The following is an 18,820-nucleotide window of genomic DNA, read 5'->3' on the forward strand; positions in this document are numbered from 1 at the left end:
TATCTAATGAATGAATTATGGTTTTTGCCACCACATCTCTGTGCTGATTAAATCTGCTCCTTGCGTAGCTACGGCTGCTCTGTAATTTTCACCGTTTGCAGACTGGACATATACCGGGTAGGTTAACCTTGCGGGCATGACCCTATTGTTGCCCAATCCGGCGCCTTTAGGCAGGTTAGGATGACTGGAGCGGCGGTATTCAAACCACTGCTGAAGGTCTGTAAAGAACATCGCATAGTATTTCTGCAGATGAATCAGCTCCATTTTCTGATCTGTAGTGTAGGTATCGTCCCATTTTACCTTTTCAAAAGTAAGGTAGTTGGCAGGTACAGCGCCACCCCATAGCGTAATGCCACTGGTTGCACCAGTTTCGTAATAGTTCTTTGCAGCGGCACTGCTAATCCAGCCATTAAGTGCTGCTTCTGCAAGAATCAACTGCAGCTCCCCATAATTCATGATGTTGCCCAGTAAGGGGTTGCTTCTGAGTGTAGTGATCAGAGATGATTTCCCCTCCGGCGCCTGCCCTGGCGCATAACCGCTCGGAATACCTTCATATTCTCCCTGATATAATGAGCCCCATTTCTGGATCCGCGGGTCGCTCCATTCATTCAGGTTATCGACAAAGAAGCTGGCAAGCTTAGGGCCATACCAATCTGCTTCACGCCAGGTCGAAAACGGAGAAACATAGGGAGCAACACCCGTCCACCTTAAAATGGCAGAATCATCGTTGCTGGTCATTATCGGATACTCGGCAGGTTTGGTTTCCACCATTTCTTTGATCTTTTGTGTTACCGGCAGATCGCTCTTTCCTGAGGCCCTTAGGAGCAACCTTAAAAATAACGAATTCCCAAACTTTCTCCATTTATCACGGGAACCGGCAAAAACAGGATCGCTGTTAGCGGCAATGGCATTGCCAGCGTTGTTAGACTCCTTCAATAATCCATTGGCATTTTCCAGCATCTGGAAAATGCCGTCGTAGATGTCTTTCTGCTGATCGAATTTTGGTGTAAGTTCTCCATCCTTGCCCTGGTTGGACTGCGAGAATGGTACATCACCATAAGTGTCTGTCAAAAGGGAATAGGTCCATGCCTGACAAATCAATGAAACTGCCTTATAAGAAGAATTCAGGTTGGCTTCACCGCCCGTGTAGATGTCCTTGAAGTTACTGAGTTGGATATACCATGAATTCCACAAGTAATCGGCCTCTGAGGTACGTATTTCATACCGGAAAATCTTACCTTCTGTATCTCCCATATTTACAGTAACCTGCATCAGCTCATTGTTAACACGCTGACTGCGGTTCATATTTGCAGACACCATCTCGGTCAGTGCCGGGGCCAGCAATGATTGTGGAGTGGCATAGGCAATTGCATTGGGATTTGTATTAAGTTCCTTGAAATCCTTTTTACACGACCCCATGGTAATGGCCATACTTAAAAGGATAGCTATTTTTATATTTTGATTAAAGTTCTTTTTCATCTTGAGTATAATTTCAATTCCTAACTATAAACCTACGGTGATGTTTAACCCGAATGACCTGGTTGAAGGAAACTGTCCATATTCAAATCCCCTATTGATGTTGGCGCCATCCAGGGTACCAAACTCAGGATCAAATATTGGCCATTTGGTGATGGTGAGCAGATCCCTACCGAATACCCCAACCGTCACTCGCTGCAGCCCCAGATGGCCGGCATATTTTGCAGGAAGGGTGTAGTCAAAACGCGCCTCTCTCAATTTGATGTAGTCGGTGGAATAGGTGGTTCCCTCCACATTGTCCCTTCCGTAATGCGCAGTATAATAAGTCCATGCATCCCTGGAAATGACGTCATTTGGCCTGAAGGAGCCGTCTGTATTTCTTTGTACTCCTTTACCAATAATGCCGTTGTAACGTCCAGGTAGGGTATTGGTAGTCTTTCCCTGTTCTGCAAGTACCGCAGCAGAAAGAGAGTAGGCTTCAGCTCCATACTGGGAATCGAACAGGAAGCTGAAGGAGAAGTCTTTGTATTTAAAGTTGTTGCCTATACTGGCTTTCCATGCCGGGTTGGTATTTCCGATATATTTCATTTCAGTGCTGATGATCGGAGATCCGTTTTGATCATAAATGATCTGCCCGTCAGGTGCACGTTCATAACCCCTTCCATAAAGATCACCCATGCTGCCCCCCGGGCGTGCAATAATGGCACCGCGGCTACCAGGACCATTCTGCAGGATCATCTCCCCAAGATCAGAGGTCAGCTCCACGATCCTGTTGCTGTTTGCGGCAAAAGTGGTAAAGATGTTCCAGTTCAGGCCAGTTTTACTTTTCAGAGGTGTACCATTCGCTGCGATCTCAATTCCCTGGTTGCGCACAAGACCGGCATTTACCACAACCGTTCTGTATCCAGAGGACGCGTCTACTACTGAGGAAAGAATCTGATTATTCGTGTTTCCTTTATAAAGCGCAATGTCAATACCGATCCTGCTGTCAAAGAAACGTACATCTGCACCAACCTCATAACTAACGGTAAGGAGAGATTTCAGATTTGGGTTTGCACGCTGAGATGGGTTGGCCAGGCCCCCCGGAAAATTAGGTATGGAGTTGTAGAAAACAGATGTACGATAGGCCTCATTTTCCCCACTACCTACTCCCGCTACCGAAGCCCTGATCTTGGCAAAAGAAACGGCCTTTGGCATCTCCAGCACCTCCGACAGCAGGAAGCTGGCATTTGCTGAAGGATAGAAAAAGGACACATTGGAAGTGCTCATCGGACTGGCCAGGATACTGCTCCAGTCATTTCTGCCCGTTACATCCAGGAAGAGGTAGTCTTTATAGCTGGCCGTAAATAAACCATATAAACTATTGATCACATATTTACTCCTGTAAGGAAAGGGAACAGTCACCCCCGCAGCATTCGCCAGCGAATAAACTCCTGCATAAGCCATTGAATCGGCACGCAGTTCGTCTTTTGTATAGGTATTCTTTAATGTACTTCCCCCAACTGATGCGGATACATCAAAATCCTTCCCTATTTTTTTTGAGTAACGTAAGAGCCAGTCGCTGTTCATCTCCTTCGAAAAAATGTTCTGCGTACGGAACATCCCCTTTCTGAAGCGTTCAGTATCGTAAGGTTTCTGCTGGGTGCGTTTGTCCTGCGACTGATCCAGGGCTGTTCTTACCATCAGGCTCAGGTCTTTCGTGAAATGATAAGTCGCCTGGATATTTCCGGTGATCCCATCTCTGTTGGAGGTGTTCAGCATCTCATTGGAGATCAGATATGGATTATCCGGGTAACTGCTGAAAGGAAAACTTTGTTTAATGTTTTCCTGACCTGGCAGCCAGTAATCTTTTAACCAATCGATAGATGCACTTGGTTGCCAGAACAAGTACCAGTACATGATCGACTGGTTATTATATCCCGTCGAAGGCAGGTTGTCGCTCGACTTGTTGTTGTAGTTTACCTTTGCCGCAATCTGCAGTTTATCATTTACTTTCTGATTGATGGATAATGCAACAGAAGTACGGTCATATCCCGTATTCGGCAGTATCCATTTGTTGTTTACATTTGTAGCAGAAAACCTCGCTGAAGTATTTTCATTCCCTCCATCCAACGTGACGCTATTGGTAAACGTACGGCCGGTATCAAAAAACTTCCTGGAATCATTTACATAAGGTACCCATGGTGTCCGCACGGTCGACTGTGTATGGGTAATGGGATCGTACTGAAAATATTCCTGCCCGTTAAACTTGGGCCCCCACGCAGAACTGGTACTCCGTGTGCTCGGACCGTCCGCAGAGGCGTTATAAGAATAATAATTGTCACCATCAACGCCCTGTCCGTATTCATATTGCAGGTCCGGCCAGCGGTTGATGCTTTCAATAGCGGTATTCGAGGTCAGCGTCACACCGACTCCTTTTTGCTTGCGTCCGGATTTAGTAGTGATGATGATGGCACCATTTGCACCACGCTGCCCATATAATGCAGCTGCACCAGGGCCTTTTAAGACGGTTACATTTTCAATGTCTTCTGGATTGATATCTCCCAGTCCGCTACCATAATCCACTGGCGAATCATTATCACTGAGGTATCCGGAACCTCCATAGCCTGTGGCACGACCACTTCCCTGATTAATGATCACTCCGTCAATCACCACAAGCGCGTCATTCGCACCGGTAAGGTTGTTCTCTCCACGCAGGATAATTTTATTGGAGCCCGCAGGACCACCATTTGACCTCACCAGGTTTAAACCCGCCACCTTTCCAGATAAGGCATCTGTCCAGTTGTTGGACAGCGCTTTCGTCAGGTCTTCACCTTTGACTGTAGTAGTAGAATATCCCAGTGATTTTTCGTCTCTCTTGATGCCGAGTGCAGTGACGACCACCTCTTCAAGGTCACTGGCGTTGCTGCTCAGCTGGATGATGACCTCCTTCTGATCTGCCTGATAGGTTCTCTTTTGAAGGGCATATCCCAGCATATTAAACGAAAGCTCGGCTCCTTTGGGCACCCAGATGTTAAAGACACCATCGTTATTGGTAACCCCCAGCACTTTACGGCTCTGGTCGGAAATGGTCACACCCGGCAGTGGGTTGCCGTCGGCATGGTCCCGCACCACTCCCCTGATGTTGATGTTGACCTGAACTGATTGTTGCTCAAATGACGTTTTCGTCGCGGCTACTAATATTTGCGGAACCTGCACACACACCGATCCGAGTGCCAAAATTACACCAATGGATCTCTTTGACATTCGCAGATGATAAGTAGAAATTTTATTCATACGCTTTTTTAACTCTTTGATAATTTGCTGCAAAGATCAACGCGAGCTCATTAAGAAACCGTTAACACCTCGTTAACCTTACTTTAACCGCTTGTCACTTTTATCTGCATTTATCATTAGCTGAAAATCTGTTATCAGAAATTTCATCATCCCTTAATATTATGATTGATATTTTTGAGTGTATATCGAATCAGCCATGAACAATCTTTTCAAAATTTTCATTCCGAAGGATAAAAAGTTCCAGCCTTTATTTGAACAGTGCGGCGGAAATCTGGTCGCCATTTCTGAGACCCTCTTACTTGCGCTGACCACTACTGATGAAGAAGTGCGAAAGAATTATATTAAAGACATCGAACGAATGGAACATACAGGAGCACTAATTCGCACAAAAGTATTCCTCGGCCTCAGCACCAGTATGATCACTCCATTCAGCAGAGAAGACATCCATTCACTGATCAGTTCATTATACGCCATTGCCGATCATATCTATAATGTGGCCATCAATATTGATCTCTATCATATCCTGGAACTTAACAAGCCCATGATCCGAATGGCGCAACTACTCAAAGAGATGTGCAAAGACCTCAACCTTGCCTTAGCGGAACTCCGGAACTTCAGAAATGCACGCCTGATCTCTGAAGTGTGCCTGAGAATCTACAAAGGTGAAAGCCAAGCCGATCAGATTTGTCACCACACCCTTGCTGATCTATTTGAATCACAAATGGACACCATCGAGCTCATCAAACAAAAAGAAATCCTGCAGACACTCGAACTGGCCACTGATAAATGTGATGACGTCGCAAACGTACTGGAAAGCATCCTCATCAAAAACGGTTAAAACACATTTTTTCCATTTTCAATGCATCTCTGCTTGCAAATTCAATTATTAATACCTTACTTTGAATTACAAAGTACTTTTATGGAAGACAAAGATCTCTATACCGAACTTAGCTCAATCAGGAACCTGATGGAGCGTTCAGCAAAATTCATATCGCTGAGTGGCCTGTCCGGGATACTCGCAGGAATATATGCCCTCATTGGCGCATGGCTGGGCTACATTCAGGTGTACGGCAATCGCCTGACCCTGAGTTACAGAGACAACTACATTTCCGAAGAGGAGATCATTGTCAGGTTATTCATTATTGCCCTGGCTGTACTGGTACTTTCCTTGGGATCTGGAATATTGCTTACACTACGCAAGGCGGCACGCAAAAAACAAAATGTATGGAATCCCAGCAGCAAAAAGTTATTGTTCAGTATGTCCGTCCCCTTATTAACCGGAGGTTGTCTCCTGCTTATACTGATGTTTCGCGGTTACTATGGCATCATTGCTCCGGCAAGCCTGATCTTTTATGGTCTGGCACTGGTAGCAGCCAGCAATTATACATTTGAAGATGTCAAATGGCTGGGCATTATGGAAATCATCCTCGGATTGGTAGCAGCACTCTTTCCGGGTTACGGCATTGTCTTCTGGGCCATAGGCTTCGGCTTACTACACATCATTTACGGTTCCATCATGCACTTTAAATACGACAGGTGAAATCAGCATTAGAACATTTTGACAAAGCTTTTGAGAACCGTATACGTCTACAGGTCATGAGCATTCTTGTGGCCAATGAAAACTATGACTTCAATTCGCTGAAGGAACTGCTGGAAGTGACGGATGGCAATCTCGCCTCTCACCTGAAAGCGCTTGAAAAAGAAGAATACATCAACGTCTACAAGTCTTTTCTAGGCCGAAAGCCCAATACAAGCTATGCGGCCTCTGATAAGGGGAGAATGGCCTTCATGAAACACCTGGAAGCCCTGGAAAATTTAATCAGACAACAGAAACAGTAATTTTTTTTACCGCTATACTTTGAAATACAAAGTACTTTCGAAATAAATAGTTAACCTCCTAATTCAAATAAAATGAACACTTTAATCAAAAAAAACGATCCTTTTAGAACAGACACCTTACACTGGACAGGCATCATGTCGATCATCGTTTCAGCATCCTTTCTTCTTGTCGATGACCTGTTAGCGATAAAAAATCCAGAATTCAACTCCTTCATCATCTGTTATGGGATTACAGCAATATATAGTCTTGCCGTACTGGCGAGAACCCTAACCAGGTACAGATGGTGGCTTTCTAAAGGACCACTGCATCATACCGCATTGATGCTGGTACTCTGGTTTATCAGCGCTTTCTCACTGAACAAAGAAATGAATATCTTTGAAAACTCCGGTCCATGGCTTTCAGTCACTGTATTTCTTGCCTCATTAGCCCTTATCGCCGCGACTTTCCACGAGCGTCTGCCCAGATTTATCAAAGGCGTTCTGGCATTTATGCTTGGTGCTGCGACGCTGCTGTTCAGTTACTACGCAATCTATCTCATCCCCTTTTACCTCATCGGCGGATTGGCAGCCATACTTATCGGAGTATCTCTGCATGTGTTCATTCCACTGTTCCTGGTCATTGTCAGCATTAAGTTTATTCTGAGAATGACACGCAGCACCTCAGGCCTGGGTTATATGGCAGCACTAGGCGCTGGTTTGCCTGTAATCCTGCTTATTGCATTCATTTTTCAATGGAATCAGCTCCATCGGAAAGTAAAAAGTATCCAGAACAACGATACACTCAAGGAGAATAAATTGCCCGAATGGGTCGTCATTGCACAGGAACTGCCATCTACCCCAATTACAGAGAAATTTCTAAAAGCAGGTCTTGTTTACAGCATTCCGGCAAGCGATGGCAACTGGTTTTGGGGAAACTTCGGAGGATCAGGATTTGAGGAAGCCAGAAAACATGATCCACTGGTGGTCATTGCCAGCCTATTCTGCGGCACAGCTAGTATTGGCGATGATGACAGAATTAAGATCCTGAAATCCATTTACAACTCCCGTCATCTCGCACAGGAGCGGCTATGGTCGGGTGACCATCTGGCAACCTCCAATGTGGTCACCAACATCAAAGTCTACCCGGAATACCGGTTGGCTTACACTGAAAAAACCATCAGCATTGAAAACTTAAGTACCTCCAGATGGACCCGGGACGAAGAGGCCATCTATACCTTCCATCTCCCAGAGGGCTCTGTGGCTTCATCACTATCCTTATGGATCAATGGACTGGAAGAAAAATCCAGGCTGACAACAAAAGGAAAAGCTGACAGCGCCTACAAAACCATAGTTGGTGTCGAAGTGAGAGACCCATCTGTGCTCCATTGGCAGGAAGGCAATGCCATCACTGTAAGGGTATTTCCATGTAATAAAAAAGAAAAACGTAAGTTCAGGATTGGCATCACCAGTCCGCTGAAAGCTGAAAACGGTAGGTTAACACTTGAAAATTCCTGGTTTGAAGGACCGTCAGCGGAAAAAGCATCCGAAGTAGTTCAGCTCAGCTTCTCTAATCCGCCAGAAGCCATAGATACGGATTTGAAAATACAGGAAAATGGCAGCTACAAGCGGGAGAGAAGCTATCTGGACCGATGGAACATCAGCTTCGCCGAAGAAGCGATCTCCACACAACCTTTTTCGTTTGCGGGTTCATCCTACAGGCTAAGGAAAAGCACGAATGCTAAAGTTGGGTTCAAACCCGAATCTGTTTACCTGGACATCAATGGCAGCTGGTCGCGCGAAGATCTGGATGCGCTCTGGCCGGAGATCAAAAAGATGAAAGTTTATGCATATAATGAGCAACTGATCCGTTTAACTGAACAGAACCTGGATCAGCAATACGAAATGCTCCACGACAGGAACTTCAGCCTGTTCCCGCTTTATAAAATATCATCACCGGGAACATCACTATTGATTAGCAAAAGTAATGAACGTTCGCCCAATCTTGGTGACCTTGAGGGCAGCTCCTTTCAAAAGCGTAGCTCGGCCTACCTCATCAATGCTGAGCGCGTTCATCTCTATAACATTGGCGAATCATTGAGCCCTTACTTGAAAACACTAAAGGAATTTAACAGCTTCCGGTATATGCAAGGCAGCTGCAACACATTAGTTCAGCAGCTACAAAAACAGCAATGGCTGGAAACCACAGCCCAACCCACCGTTCTGGATATCCAGGGATCGGGAATGTCCATTGAACAGCTGACTGCTGAGCAAAAAGGCACCGCACCTGACCACCTGCTCCGGCTTTTTGCTTACAATGACATCCTTAAAAAAGTAGGTAAAACTTATTTTGAGCGGAATTATGTTCAGGATGATCTACTAAAAACAGCCGACCAAGCCTTCATCGTTTCTCCGGTCTCCAGTCTTGTTGTGCTTGAAAAAAAGGACGATTATGATCGTTTTGGTATCGATGAAAGCAAGGATAGCCTGAAAAATGCGTCGATCCAGTCTTCAGGTGCTGCACCTGAGCCGCAGGAGTGGATACTCATCATTCTGGTAGCTGCCATAATGGGCCACTTTTTATACCGTTCAGACTACCGCAATCAGCTCAAAACACTATGGAAACACTAAGCCTTCGCATTCCTGACATCAAATACCTGACGGCAATGATCTGCAGCGGCTACATGGTCATCTGCATTGTATTGCTTCCCGGATATCTGATATGGGATACTCCTTTTCTCATCGGCATGATGATGCTTCCTTTTATGCTCCAGATAGAAAAGGGAACATTGTCGAACCGGTTCCTGCTACCAGCATTACTTTTCAGTGTGCTGGCCATAGCGGTACCGGTAAGATCTACCCTGTTTTTTATGCTGCTCCTTACGACATTGTTGCTATTCGAAAACTTAGTAGGTAAGCTCAGCCTGGCTGTGCTCCTTACAATGGTCATCATCTCCCCCATCTTTAAGTTCTTTAGTGACACGCTCAGCTTTCCACTCAGGTTATGGTTAAGCAACGTCGTTGCCGAAACCATGACCTTTGCGGGAATGCCCGCAGTAGCTTCCGGTAACATCATCATTTTAAAAGGATATCAATTTTATATTGACCAGGCCTGCGCAGGACTGAATATGTTACACCTTTCATTGCTAATTAGTATTTTCATCGCAGCGCATTACCAGAAAAAGGCAGGCAGAACACTATCTATGATTCAGCTGATCACCATGATCAGTATTACTATCCTATTGAATGTGATCTCTAACTATTTTAGAATCGTGCTCATCGTGCTTTTCAAGATTATGCCGGGGCAAGTGCTTCATGATGCCGCGGGTTTACTTTGTCTTTGTATTTACGTGATACTGCCTTTGATCTTGCTCACAAAGCCTATTACAACTCGCCTTCAGAGCAGACCATTGACGCTTCAAACCAAACCGAAGATTTCCCCGAGCGTGGTTTTTCTGCACATCGGTTTCCTGATCAGCATGTCATACCTTGCCTTCCAACCAAAAAACAACAACCATACTACTGACGGTCAGCAGCTCACACTATCCGGGTTCAGGAAAAGCAAAGTTGGCGATGTGATCAAGCTGCAAAGCGATGAAGCCCTCATCTACCTGAAGCCTACCCCCTTCTACGCGCCCGAACATAATCCCATGATCTGCTGGAAGGGAAGTGGTTACGAGTTCAGCTTCATCAGGAAGCAAAATATAAATGGCATTACCGTCTATACGGGAACGCTGCAAAAAGGAAAAGAAAAGATTTACTCCTCCTGGTGGTTCGATAACGGATCTCTAAAGACCATCAATCAGCTCAGCTGGAGATGGCACAGTGGCCTCTCTAACAGCTCCTTTTACCTGGTAAATGTGAATACAGCGAGAGCATCAGACCTGCACGCAATGACTGCAAAGCTGCTGGCCTCCTCTTTTATCAGTCAGAAAATAAACCCTGCACAGAAATATACCTTAAAAACAAAATAATGGAAACACATGATCATCAAACCACACCGCAAAAATCAATTTTTGCGCAATTACAGGAATCCACAGGAGTAAAGCTCCTGATGATTAGCTTCCTGACCCTAATACTGCTGATCCCATCCACCTGGATCCAGTCGCTGATTTCCGAGCGGGACCAACGACAGAAAGAAGCCGCTGCTGAAGTTGCCGAAAAATGGTCAGGCCCGCAGCTGATCGAAGGCCCCGTAATGCAGCTGCCTTATAAGATGACCACTAAGATCACCGACGCTACGGGAAAAACCAGTTTTAAGGAAGTACTGTCTACCATATACCTGCTTCCCGAACAATTGAACATGACGGCCGAAGTTGTTCCCCAAATACTGAAAAGAGGCATCTTTGACATTGTTGTGTACAGTACTAAAATTCACATCAATGGCAATTTCCCAGACGTTGAACTAAAAAAATCCGGTATTGCACCTTCTATGGTCTTATGGGATAAGGTCAAGGTAATCTCAGGGCTGACAGATTTTAAAGGACTGAAGAATAGCCCTTCTATAAAACTGGGTGATTCCAGTTGTGCTGCAGAACCGGATTTTGCAGAAGAAAATTTATTTGCTCAGTCGCTGGCTACCCAACTAAACCGTGCAGCAACGCAGCATACAAAGCTTAGCTTCAGCTACGAGCTCGCCCTCAGCGGCAGTGGGGAGCTCAACTTCCTCCATCTGGGCAAGAATACAAATGTGACGATGAAAGGCGACTGGAACAACCCCAGCTTTACCGGCAACTACCTTCCTGAGCAACGCAACATCAGCCCTAACGATTTCTCAGGATCATGGAAAATGTCAAACTTTAACCGCCCCCTGCCCCAACAATGGATTGGTGATCAGGCGAACCTGAAAGACAATAAAGATAAGGCTGCCTTTGGTGTAAAGTTTCTGCTACCAGTAGACCAATATCAGAAAACCATGCGCTCCGCCAAGTATGCAATACTTGTCATACTGCTGAGCTTTATTGCGCTTTTCTTTATGGAGACCTTCAGGAAAACAGCAGTGGGCCTCCTGCAATATGCATTGATTGGCGCAGCCATGACGATCTACTACTGCCTGCTCCTTTCCTTTACAGAACAGCTGGGCTTTAATATCGCCTACCTCATCGCCTCGGCGGCAACCATCCTGCTCATCAGCATGTTCATTGCAGGAACCCTTTCCAATAAAAAGGCAGCAATTGTGTTTGCCGGCATTCTGAGCATCTTTTATGGTTTCATTTATGTGATCATCCAATTGCAGGACATGTCACTCCTCTTTGGCAGCATCGGCCTGTTCATCATTGTTGCCAGCCTGATGTATTTCTCTGTCAGAATCAATGCCCTAAAAGAAAAAACTACCTGAGAAATCCACACCACTAGAGATTACCAGCGCCACTCGCCGGCAATCCTTAGTGGTGTTTCCAGATCGTTCTCCTGCAGAAAAATCTTTAAGGCCTCTTCCGACTGCCTCCTAACGGGAATTTCCGGTGTGTTGGCCAGCGCATAGGCCAACATTGCGCTAAACCTCACGGTGTTTTTCAAGCCCTGTTCATCCACCAGCCGGAAGGTATCACCATTGGAGTGATAATATAAACCTGCCTGATTGGGCAATTCGGCAGCAGCCCCTCCACCTGTAGGAATCCCTTCTAATAAAAATGGTTGGTGGTCACTATGCAGTCCGGCGCCTGCATAGAATATATTTTTAAAGCCTGTGTCCAGCGAGGTAATTTGCGCACCCCATTCGGTAAACAGCGCTTCCATTTCCTTTCTGCTGCTGCTGAAGCCCTTAGGATTATTGGTCATGTCATAATTCAACATAAACCTGAGCTGGTCCAATGTCTGGTTGTTGCGGGCCTCCGCGAGGTAGGCCTTTGATCCCAGCAGCCCTTGCTCCTCGCCCATAAACAACACAAACTCCAGCGTCCTGGAAGTACTTAAGTTAAGTTTTTTAAATGTCCGCGCCATATCTATAATAGCAAAGGCCCCGATGCCATTGTCGATCGCCCCCGTGGCCAGGTCCCAGCTATCCAGATGCGCGCCCAGAACCATCTTTTCCTCAGGAAGGGTATTCCCTCTGATCGTGGCAATCACGTTCCTCGCCTTGATCATTCCCGAAAAGTTCGTCATGTTCAAACTGGCAAACTGTGCCTTATTCCTCAACGCAGCCTTCAGCCGCATGCCATTTTCCAATCCAATACAAACGGCAGGTATAGGAATCAGTTTACCAGTTACAGATGCAGTGCCGGTGAGCAGCACACCTCCTTTGACGCCATTGATGATGATGATGCCTGCCGCACCATATTTCGTTGCAATAGCGGCCTTTTCCGAGCGGTGCAACTGAGGAGTATGCTCCGGAGAGCTTGGAAGTATCCCCAGGTAAACCAATGCAATCTTGCCTTTCACTTTACCGCCATCTTGCTGGTAGTCCGACTCCAACCCGTTTCCGAGATCAATAAGCTCCGCTGTCACCTGCACCTTTACAGGCGAATGCGCAAGCGTAACTGAAGTAATCTTCTTTAGCGAACCAGGACTGTCGCCAACCTTTGTTTCATTGCTCAGCCTGCTCCAGCTTTCCACTTCGAAGGGCTGATAACGGACATCATAACCATATGATTTCAGGAGGTTAAAAGCGTAAGCCTCGGCTTTTGCCCCATGCTCGGAGCCAGTCAAACGATGACCGATAGTTTCAGTCGCAGTTTTTAAATTCCCATAAGCTTCAGAATGTGACTGTACCTCATTGTTGATCTGCTGAAATGGGGTCGAAAAATGATCTTGTGCATTTAAAACCGAACTAAATGTTGTGCATAACAGAAAAAACAAGGCCTTCATAGTGGTATTTTTGTGAAAAATAACACTTTTTGAATGCCACTCCTAATTTCTGACACCCGAATTTTTGCAACAATAAGGATGTGATGTTATTTTTTGCGCTCTGTAGTATATCTTACAAGCTGTTCCAGCCCTGTTCTTGCCGGACCCGGCTCAAAAGAATAGAGAATGTCAAATGCTTCCTGCTGATACTGCACCATTCTTTCATTTGCATAACGTACACCTTCCTTTGCATTTACAAAGTCGATGATCTGCTGAATCTTTGCCGGCTCATCATTGTGGTTTTTTACCAGGTTGATGATCCGTTTTTTCTCCACCTTATCAGAACTGTTCAATGCATAAATCAATGGAAGTGTGACTTTCTTTTCCTTGATGTCAATACCTAAAGGTTTTCCTACATCGTCGGTACCAAAGTCAAATGTATCGTCCTTAATCTGGAAAGCAATGCCCACCTTTTCTCCAAAGAGGCGCATCTTTTCGATGGTTTCATCGTCAGCACCAGCCGAAGCCGCTCCGCAGGCACAGCAGGATGCAATCAGGGAGGCCGTCTTCTGGCGGATGACATCAAAGTATAAATCCTCACTGATGTCCATCCTCCTCACCTTTTCGATCTGCAGCAACTCTCCCTCGCTCATCTGCTTGACTGCTTCGGAGACAATCTGCAGCAAACGAAATTCGCCATTGTTAACAGAAAGCAACAAACCCTTTGCCAATAGATAATCACCTACCAGTACCGCAATTTTATTTTTCCATAAGGCATTGATCGAAAAGAATCCACGACGCTCATAAGCATTGTCCACCACATCGTCGTGAACAAGTGTAGCCGTATGTAAAAGCTCTACCAGTGCCGCGCCCCTGTGTGTAGACTCCAGAATACCTCCGCAAAGTTTTGCCGCAAAAAAAACAAACATTGGCCGGATCTGCTTACCCTTTCTTTTTACAATATAATGGGTGATGCGGTCCAGCAATGGGGCATCACTGTGCATCGACGACTTAAACTTCTCTTCAAATGAAGAGATATCAGCAGCTATGGGTTCTTTTATTTGATTTATTCCCGGCATTCAGGTGAAAAAATATGTGTGCAAACATAAATTAAATATCTATGAATGCACAAGTTATTGATAAGTTTTCTTGTTATTGATGTCTGCAAAGATCTGCTCTGCATGTACCCTGCTGTTCTCGATATACCACTTATGAGTGTCCATTCCACCGCAGACAACCCCAGCGAGGTAGAGTCCTTCCATATTGGTTTCCATGGTTTCAGGATTGTATGCCGGTCGCTGGTCGTCTGTCCGCCTCACACCAAGCCTGTTCAGCATCTCAAAGTCAGGCTGGTAGCCCGTCATCGCAATCACAAAATCATTTGGAATGCTGAGGTCACCATCCGGCGTCTTGAGGTGTACAGCAGTTTCTTCTATAGAAGTCAGCTCAGACTGAAAATAAACCTTGATCTCTCCCGCAGCAATCCTGTTTTCGATATCGGGTCTCACCCAATATTTCACGTAACTGCCAATCTCTCCACCACGTATCACTAGGGTTACATTTGCGCCCTTGCGATAAGTTTCCAGCGCAGCATCTATCGCTGAGTTGTTCGCCCCCACGACGACGACATTCTGAAAGGCGTACAGGTGTGGGTCTTTATAATAATGGGTAACCTTCGGCAAGGACTCCCCCGGGATGTTCATCATCACAGGAATATCGTAAAACCCAGTAGAGATGATCACATACCTGGAACGGTATCTGGTCTTGGAGGTCTGAACTTCAAAATTCCCATCTGCATTTTTTTCCACCTGGTCGACACGTTCAAACAGGTGCAGGTTGAGTGAAAATTTTTCAGCTACTCTACGGTAGTATTCTACAGCTTCATTTCTGTTTGGCTTCGGATTGATGCTGACAAAAGGGACACCGCCAATCTCCAGTCGCTGGGATGTAGAAAAGAAAGTCATGAATACGGGATAGTTATACAGGCTATTCACCAGTGCACCCTTCTCCACAATAATGTAACTCAATCCGGCACGCCTGGCTTCAATCGCGCAGGCCATCCCTATAGGCCCAGCCCCAATGATCAGCACATCGTATTCTTCCATCATCACTACTTGCTCATGGCTTTAGACGGACAAGCGAAATCGGTGCGTTTTAAACCTGTTGCCTTGATGGCGCCATATCCACCCGCGATGTCCACCACGTTTTCCACACCGCGGGCTTTGAGGATTGAAGCCGCAATCATAGAACGGTAACCTCCCGCACAGTGGATGTAGTATGTTCCATGATGGTCTATTTCATTCGTCCATTCATTGATATAATCCAAAGGCCGGGTCAAGGTCTCCTCCAGGTGCTCTGCTTCGTATTCACCCGGTTTTCTCACATCGAGTGCATTTACATCTTTATTTGAGTTCAGTATCTCCTCAAATTCCTGAGCAGAAATCGACCTGATGGTATCCAGGTCCCTGCCGTCCTCAGCCCAGGCAGCAATTCCTCCCGACAGGTAACCGATGGTATTGTCATACCCCACACGGGCAAGCCTCGTGATGGCTTCTTCTTCTTTGTCTGCCTCGCATACCAGCAGCAGAGGCTGCTTCAGATCGGCAACAAGGGCGCCCACCCATGGTGCAAACTGACCATTAAGGCCAATATTGACGGATGAGGGAATAAATCCCTTTGCGAAAACCTGGGGATCACGGGTGTCCAGGATCAGGGCACCGCTAAGGTTGGCAACAGCTTCGAAGTCGGCCGGCGACAAAGGTTTTGATCCTTTTTCGTACACCTCATCAAAACTTTCATAACCATTTTTGTTCATCGCTGCATTTTGTGCAAAGTACGCCGGAGGTGGCAAAATGCCATCCGTAACTTCTTTGACAAACTGCGCTTTATCTTTTGCTTTTAATGCGTAGTTCACTTCCCTCTGATGCCCGAGCGTATCAAAAGTTTCCTTACTCATGTTCTTGCCACAGGCAGAACCTGCACCATGTGCAGGATAAACCAGTACGTCATCCGCCAGCGGCAGGATCTTATGTTGCAGGGATTCATATAAGGTTCCGGCCATATCTTCCATCGTCAGACTACCTTTCTGAGCCAGATCAGGCCGGCCCACATCGCCGATAAAAAGCGTATCCCCGGAAAAAATACAATAGTCTTTCCCATGCTCGTCCTTCAGGAGATAAGTGGTAGATTCAGGTGTATGCCCTGGTGTGTGGATTGCCGTGATCGTCAGTGCACCTACATGGAACACTTCAGCATCTTTCGCAATGTGTGCAGCAAAGGAGGTCTGCGCTGTAGGTCCATACACAATCGCGGCGCCGGATTTCTCCGCAAGGTCGATATGACCGGATACAAAATCGGCATGGAAATGGGTCTCAAAAATATACTTGATCTTTGCATTGTCCTTCGCCGCACGCTTTAAATACGGCCCAACTTCACGCAGGGGGTCAATGATGGCGGCCTCTCCGTTGCTTTCTATGTAATAGGCTGCTTCAGCAAGACAACCGGTATATATTTGCTCTATGTTCATCTTCTCTATTATGAATACACAAATTTAAGATTATAATCTAGGCAGAAAAAACTTATCGGGTGTATTGCAGAACTTTGACCTTAAGCTGTTAACTCTCCGCGGATAGACTGCTCCATAAACCTGGCAATTTCCGCATTTGAGTAACCCTGGCCCATCAGGTACATGAGCTTCGTCACCGTAGCCTCAAAGGTCATGTCATAACCGCTGATGATGCCCATCTGCTGCAGCTGCTTACTGGTCTCATATTTACCAAGGGCTACCGATCCCCGCTGGCATTGTGTGATGTCGATGATCAGCTTATTGCTGGCAATGGCCTCCCTGAGACTTTCGATAAACCAGGCTGCCGTGGTTGTGTTTCCCGAACCGAAGGTCTCCAGCACAATGGCGTCCACACCTGATTTGGTGATGGCATATACGGCCTGTGCAGAAATCCCCGGGTAAAGCTTTAACACCCCAATATTTGCATTAAAGTTGGTGTGTACCTTAAGTGGTTCTACCGGCTGACGTGAGATGTAGTTTTTATAAAAAGAAAGGTTCACACCCGCCTCCGCAAGGATAGGATAGTTGGGAGAACGGAATGCTTCAAACTTTTCCGAGTTGTATTTAATGGATCGGTTTCCCCGAAACAATTGATAATCAAAGTAGATGCATACCTCAGGCACCATCGCCTTACCTTGCTTTTTTGTGGCAGCAATCTCCAGCGCTGTAATCAGGTTCTCCTTTGCATCCGTGCGGATTTCTCCGATAGGCAGCTGGGATCCTGTCAGCACGATGGGCTTGGAAAGGTTCTCCAGCATAAAACTCAAGGCCGAAGCGGTAAACGACATGGTATCCGAACCATGAAGGATCACAAAGCCGTCAAACTCTTCATATTTCTCCTGGATGAGTTTCGCCAGATCTGCCCAAATCAGTGGATCCATATTGGAAGAATCAAGGATAGGGTCAAAAGAATAAACATCCAGATCGTAGTTCAGACGTGCCAGCTCCGGCACATTTTGCTGTATCTGCTTAAAATCAAAAGGAATTAAAACACCTGTTTTGGGATCGTTTACCATGCCTATGGTACCACCGGTATAGATGATCAGTATTTTGGTCATTGACTAAATGTTAAATATTTGGATAGAATTTGCTGTAGTTACTGCGGCAACCTCTTCGACACTCGTTCCATAGATCTCCGCAACCCGCTCTGCAACATGGATCAGGTAGCTGCTTTCATTGGGCTTCCCGCGAAAAGGGACCGGTGCCAGATAAGGGGAATCGGTTTCCAGAACCAGCTTATTCAAGGGAACCGATAGCAGTACTTCATCCAGGCCTGCTTTTTTATACGTCACTACCCCTCCGATGCCAAGGTAAAAGCCCAGGTCTATCGCCTGTTGTGCCTGCTCAGCATTCCCCGTAAAACAATGAAGAATCCCCCTGAGCTGATCATCTTTCTCTTTTTCCAATACTTCGAAGACCTCATCGAAAGCCTCCCTGCAGTGGATCACGATCGGAAGACCGAGGTCCTTCGCCCATTTAATCTGCTCGGCAAATGCTATTTTCTGAATGTCCAGTGTGGTTTTGTCCCAGTGCAGGTCAATACCAATTTCACCAATTGCATAAATGTTCCGGTCGACAATACTCTCACAGATTTCGTCCAGGACCAATTCAAATCCTTCCTTTACATCGCAAGGATGCAAACCAGCCATGGCAAAACAATTTTCGGGGTATTTGTTCACCAGGGCATCTATCATGGGAATAGAGGACAGGTCTACATTCGGAAGAAACAGACGTGTAATCTGCTGATCAAAACAGCGCTGCATCTTTGCATCCAGCTGATCGGCATCTGTTTCGTAATATAAGTGGGTGTGGGTGTCTGTCAAAAGCATGAGCAAAGTTAACAAAACCATTGTAAGGACAATGACAAATAAAAAGCCCCCGACCAGCAGAGAATGCAGTCGGGGG

General features: G+C 46.0%; 14 protein-coding genes. 6 read left to right on the top strand and 8 right to left on the bottom strand.

The features are described 5' to 3' along the window. Window positions 1-15 precede the first annotated feature (15 nt). Window positions 16-1,479 carry a SusD/RagB family nutrient-binding outer membrane lipoprotein gene (locus PBAL39_RS21875; protein WP_039867430.1) on the bottom strand — a complete coding sequence of 488 codons (1,464 nt, stop codon included), beginning with the start codon at window positions 1,477-1,479 and terminating at the stop codon, window positions 16-18. Window positions 1,480-1,503: 24 nt separating this feature from the next. Then, on the bottom strand, window positions 1,504-4,722 hold the full coding sequence (locus PBAL39_RS21880; protein ID WP_008245741.1) for a SusC/RagA family TonB-linked outer membrane protein: 3,219 nt from the start codon (window positions 4,720-4,722) through the stop codon (window positions 1,504-1,506). Between the two features lie 226 nt (window positions 4,723-4,948). Between PBAL39_RS21880 and PBAL39_RS21885 the strand changes: the two genes are divergently transcribed. The 6 genes from PBAL39_RS21885 to creD all read left to right on the top strand — a co-directional run bounded on the left by PBAL39_RS21885 (window position 4,949) and on the right by creD (window position 11,905). Then, entirely contained in the window at window positions 4,949-5,590 is a 642-nt protein-coding gene (locus tag PBAL39_RS21885) for a DUF47 domain-containing protein (protein WP_008245742.1), read from the top strand. An 81-nt stretch (window positions 5,591-5,671) separates the two neighbouring features. Then, the gene (locus PBAL39_RS21890; RefSeq protein WP_008245744.1) at window positions 5,672-6,292 is read left to right on the top strand and encodes a hypothetical protein; all 621 of its coding nucleotides are present in this window, start codon (window positions 5,672-5,674) and stop codon (window positions 6,290-6,292) included. After that, window positions 6,289-6,591, top strand: coding sequence for a transcriptional regulator (locus PBAL39_RS21895; RefSeq protein ID WP_008245746.1), 303 nt, complete (start codon window positions 6,289-6,291; stop codon window positions 6,589-6,591). The genes PBAL39_RS21890 and PBAL39_RS21895 overlap by 4 nt, the downstream gene beginning before the upstream one ends. A 72-nt stretch (window positions 6,592-6,663) precedes the next feature. Beyond that, on the top strand, window positions 6,664-9,198 hold the full coding sequence (locus PBAL39_RS21900; protein WP_008245754.1) for an XrtN system VIT domain-containing protein: 2,535 nt from the start codon (window positions 6,664-6,666) through the stop codon (window positions 9,196-9,198). Beyond that, on the top strand, window positions 9,186-10,541 hold the full coding sequence (gene xrtN / locus PBAL39_RS21905; protein ID WP_008245756.1) for an exosortase N: 1,356 nt from the start codon (window positions 9,186-9,188) through the stop codon (window positions 10,539-10,541). The genes PBAL39_RS21900 and xrtN overlap by 13 nt, the downstream gene beginning before the upstream one ends. After that, the gene (gene creD, locus PBAL39_RS21910; protein WP_008245759.1) at window positions 10,541-11,905 is read left to right on the top strand and encodes a cell envelope integrity protein CreD; all 1,365 of its coding nucleotides are present in this window, start codon (window positions 10,541-10,543) and stop codon (window positions 11,903-11,905) included. The genes xrtN and creD overlap by 1 nt, the downstream gene beginning before the upstream one ends. Window positions 11,906-11,925: 20 nt before the next feature. On the opposite strand, the gene PBAL39_RS21915 is transcribed toward creD, so the two are convergent. The 6 genes from PBAL39_RS21915 to PBAL39_RS21940 form a co-directional block, all read right to left on the bottom strand. Further along, window positions 11,926-13,371, bottom strand: coding sequence for a M28 family peptidase (locus PBAL39_RS21915; RefSeq protein WP_008245761.1), 1,446 nt, complete (start codon window positions 13,369-13,371; stop codon window positions 11,926-11,928). Window positions 13,372-13,457: 86 nt separating this feature from the next. Further along, window positions 13,458-14,429: a polyprenyl synthetase family protein gene (locus tag PBAL39_RS21920; protein WP_008245763.1), complete on the bottom strand. Its 972-nt coding sequence runs from the start codon at window positions 14,427-14,429 to the stop codon at window positions 13,458-13,460. 54 nt (window positions 14,430-14,483) lie between these two features. Continuing rightward, window positions 14,484-15,458 (bottom strand): YpdA family putative bacillithiol disulfide reductase, encoded by a 975-nt coding sequence (locus PBAL39_RS21925; protein WP_008245765.1) that lies wholly within the window; start codon window positions 15,456-15,458, stop codon window positions 14,484-14,486. A gap of 2 nt (window positions 15,459-15,460) precedes the next feature. Beyond that, window positions 15,461-16,876, bottom strand: a complete 1,416-nt coding sequence (locus PBAL39_RS21930; protein ID WP_008245768.1) for a rhodanese-like domain-containing protein — start codon at window positions 16,874-16,876, stop codon at window positions 15,461-15,463. Window positions 16,877-16,956: 80 nt separating this feature from the next. Then, complete coding sequence (locus PBAL39_RS21935; protein ID WP_008245770.1) at window positions 16,957-17,973, bottom strand: asparaginase; 1,017 nt, start codon at window positions 17,971-17,973, stop codon at window positions 16,957-16,959. Between the two features lie 3 nt (window positions 17,974-17,976). After that, window positions 17,977-18,744 (bottom strand): TatD family hydrolase, encoded by a 768-nt coding sequence (locus PBAL39_RS21940; protein ID WP_008245773.1) that lies wholly within the window; start codon window positions 18,742-18,744, stop codon window positions 17,977-17,979. Window positions 18,745-18,820: the final 76 nt, after the last annotated feature.

The organism is Pedobacter sp. BAL39, assembly GCF_000170795.1.
GTDB lineage: Bacteria > Bacteroidota > Bacteroidia > Sphingobacteriales > Sphingobacteriaceae > Pedobacter.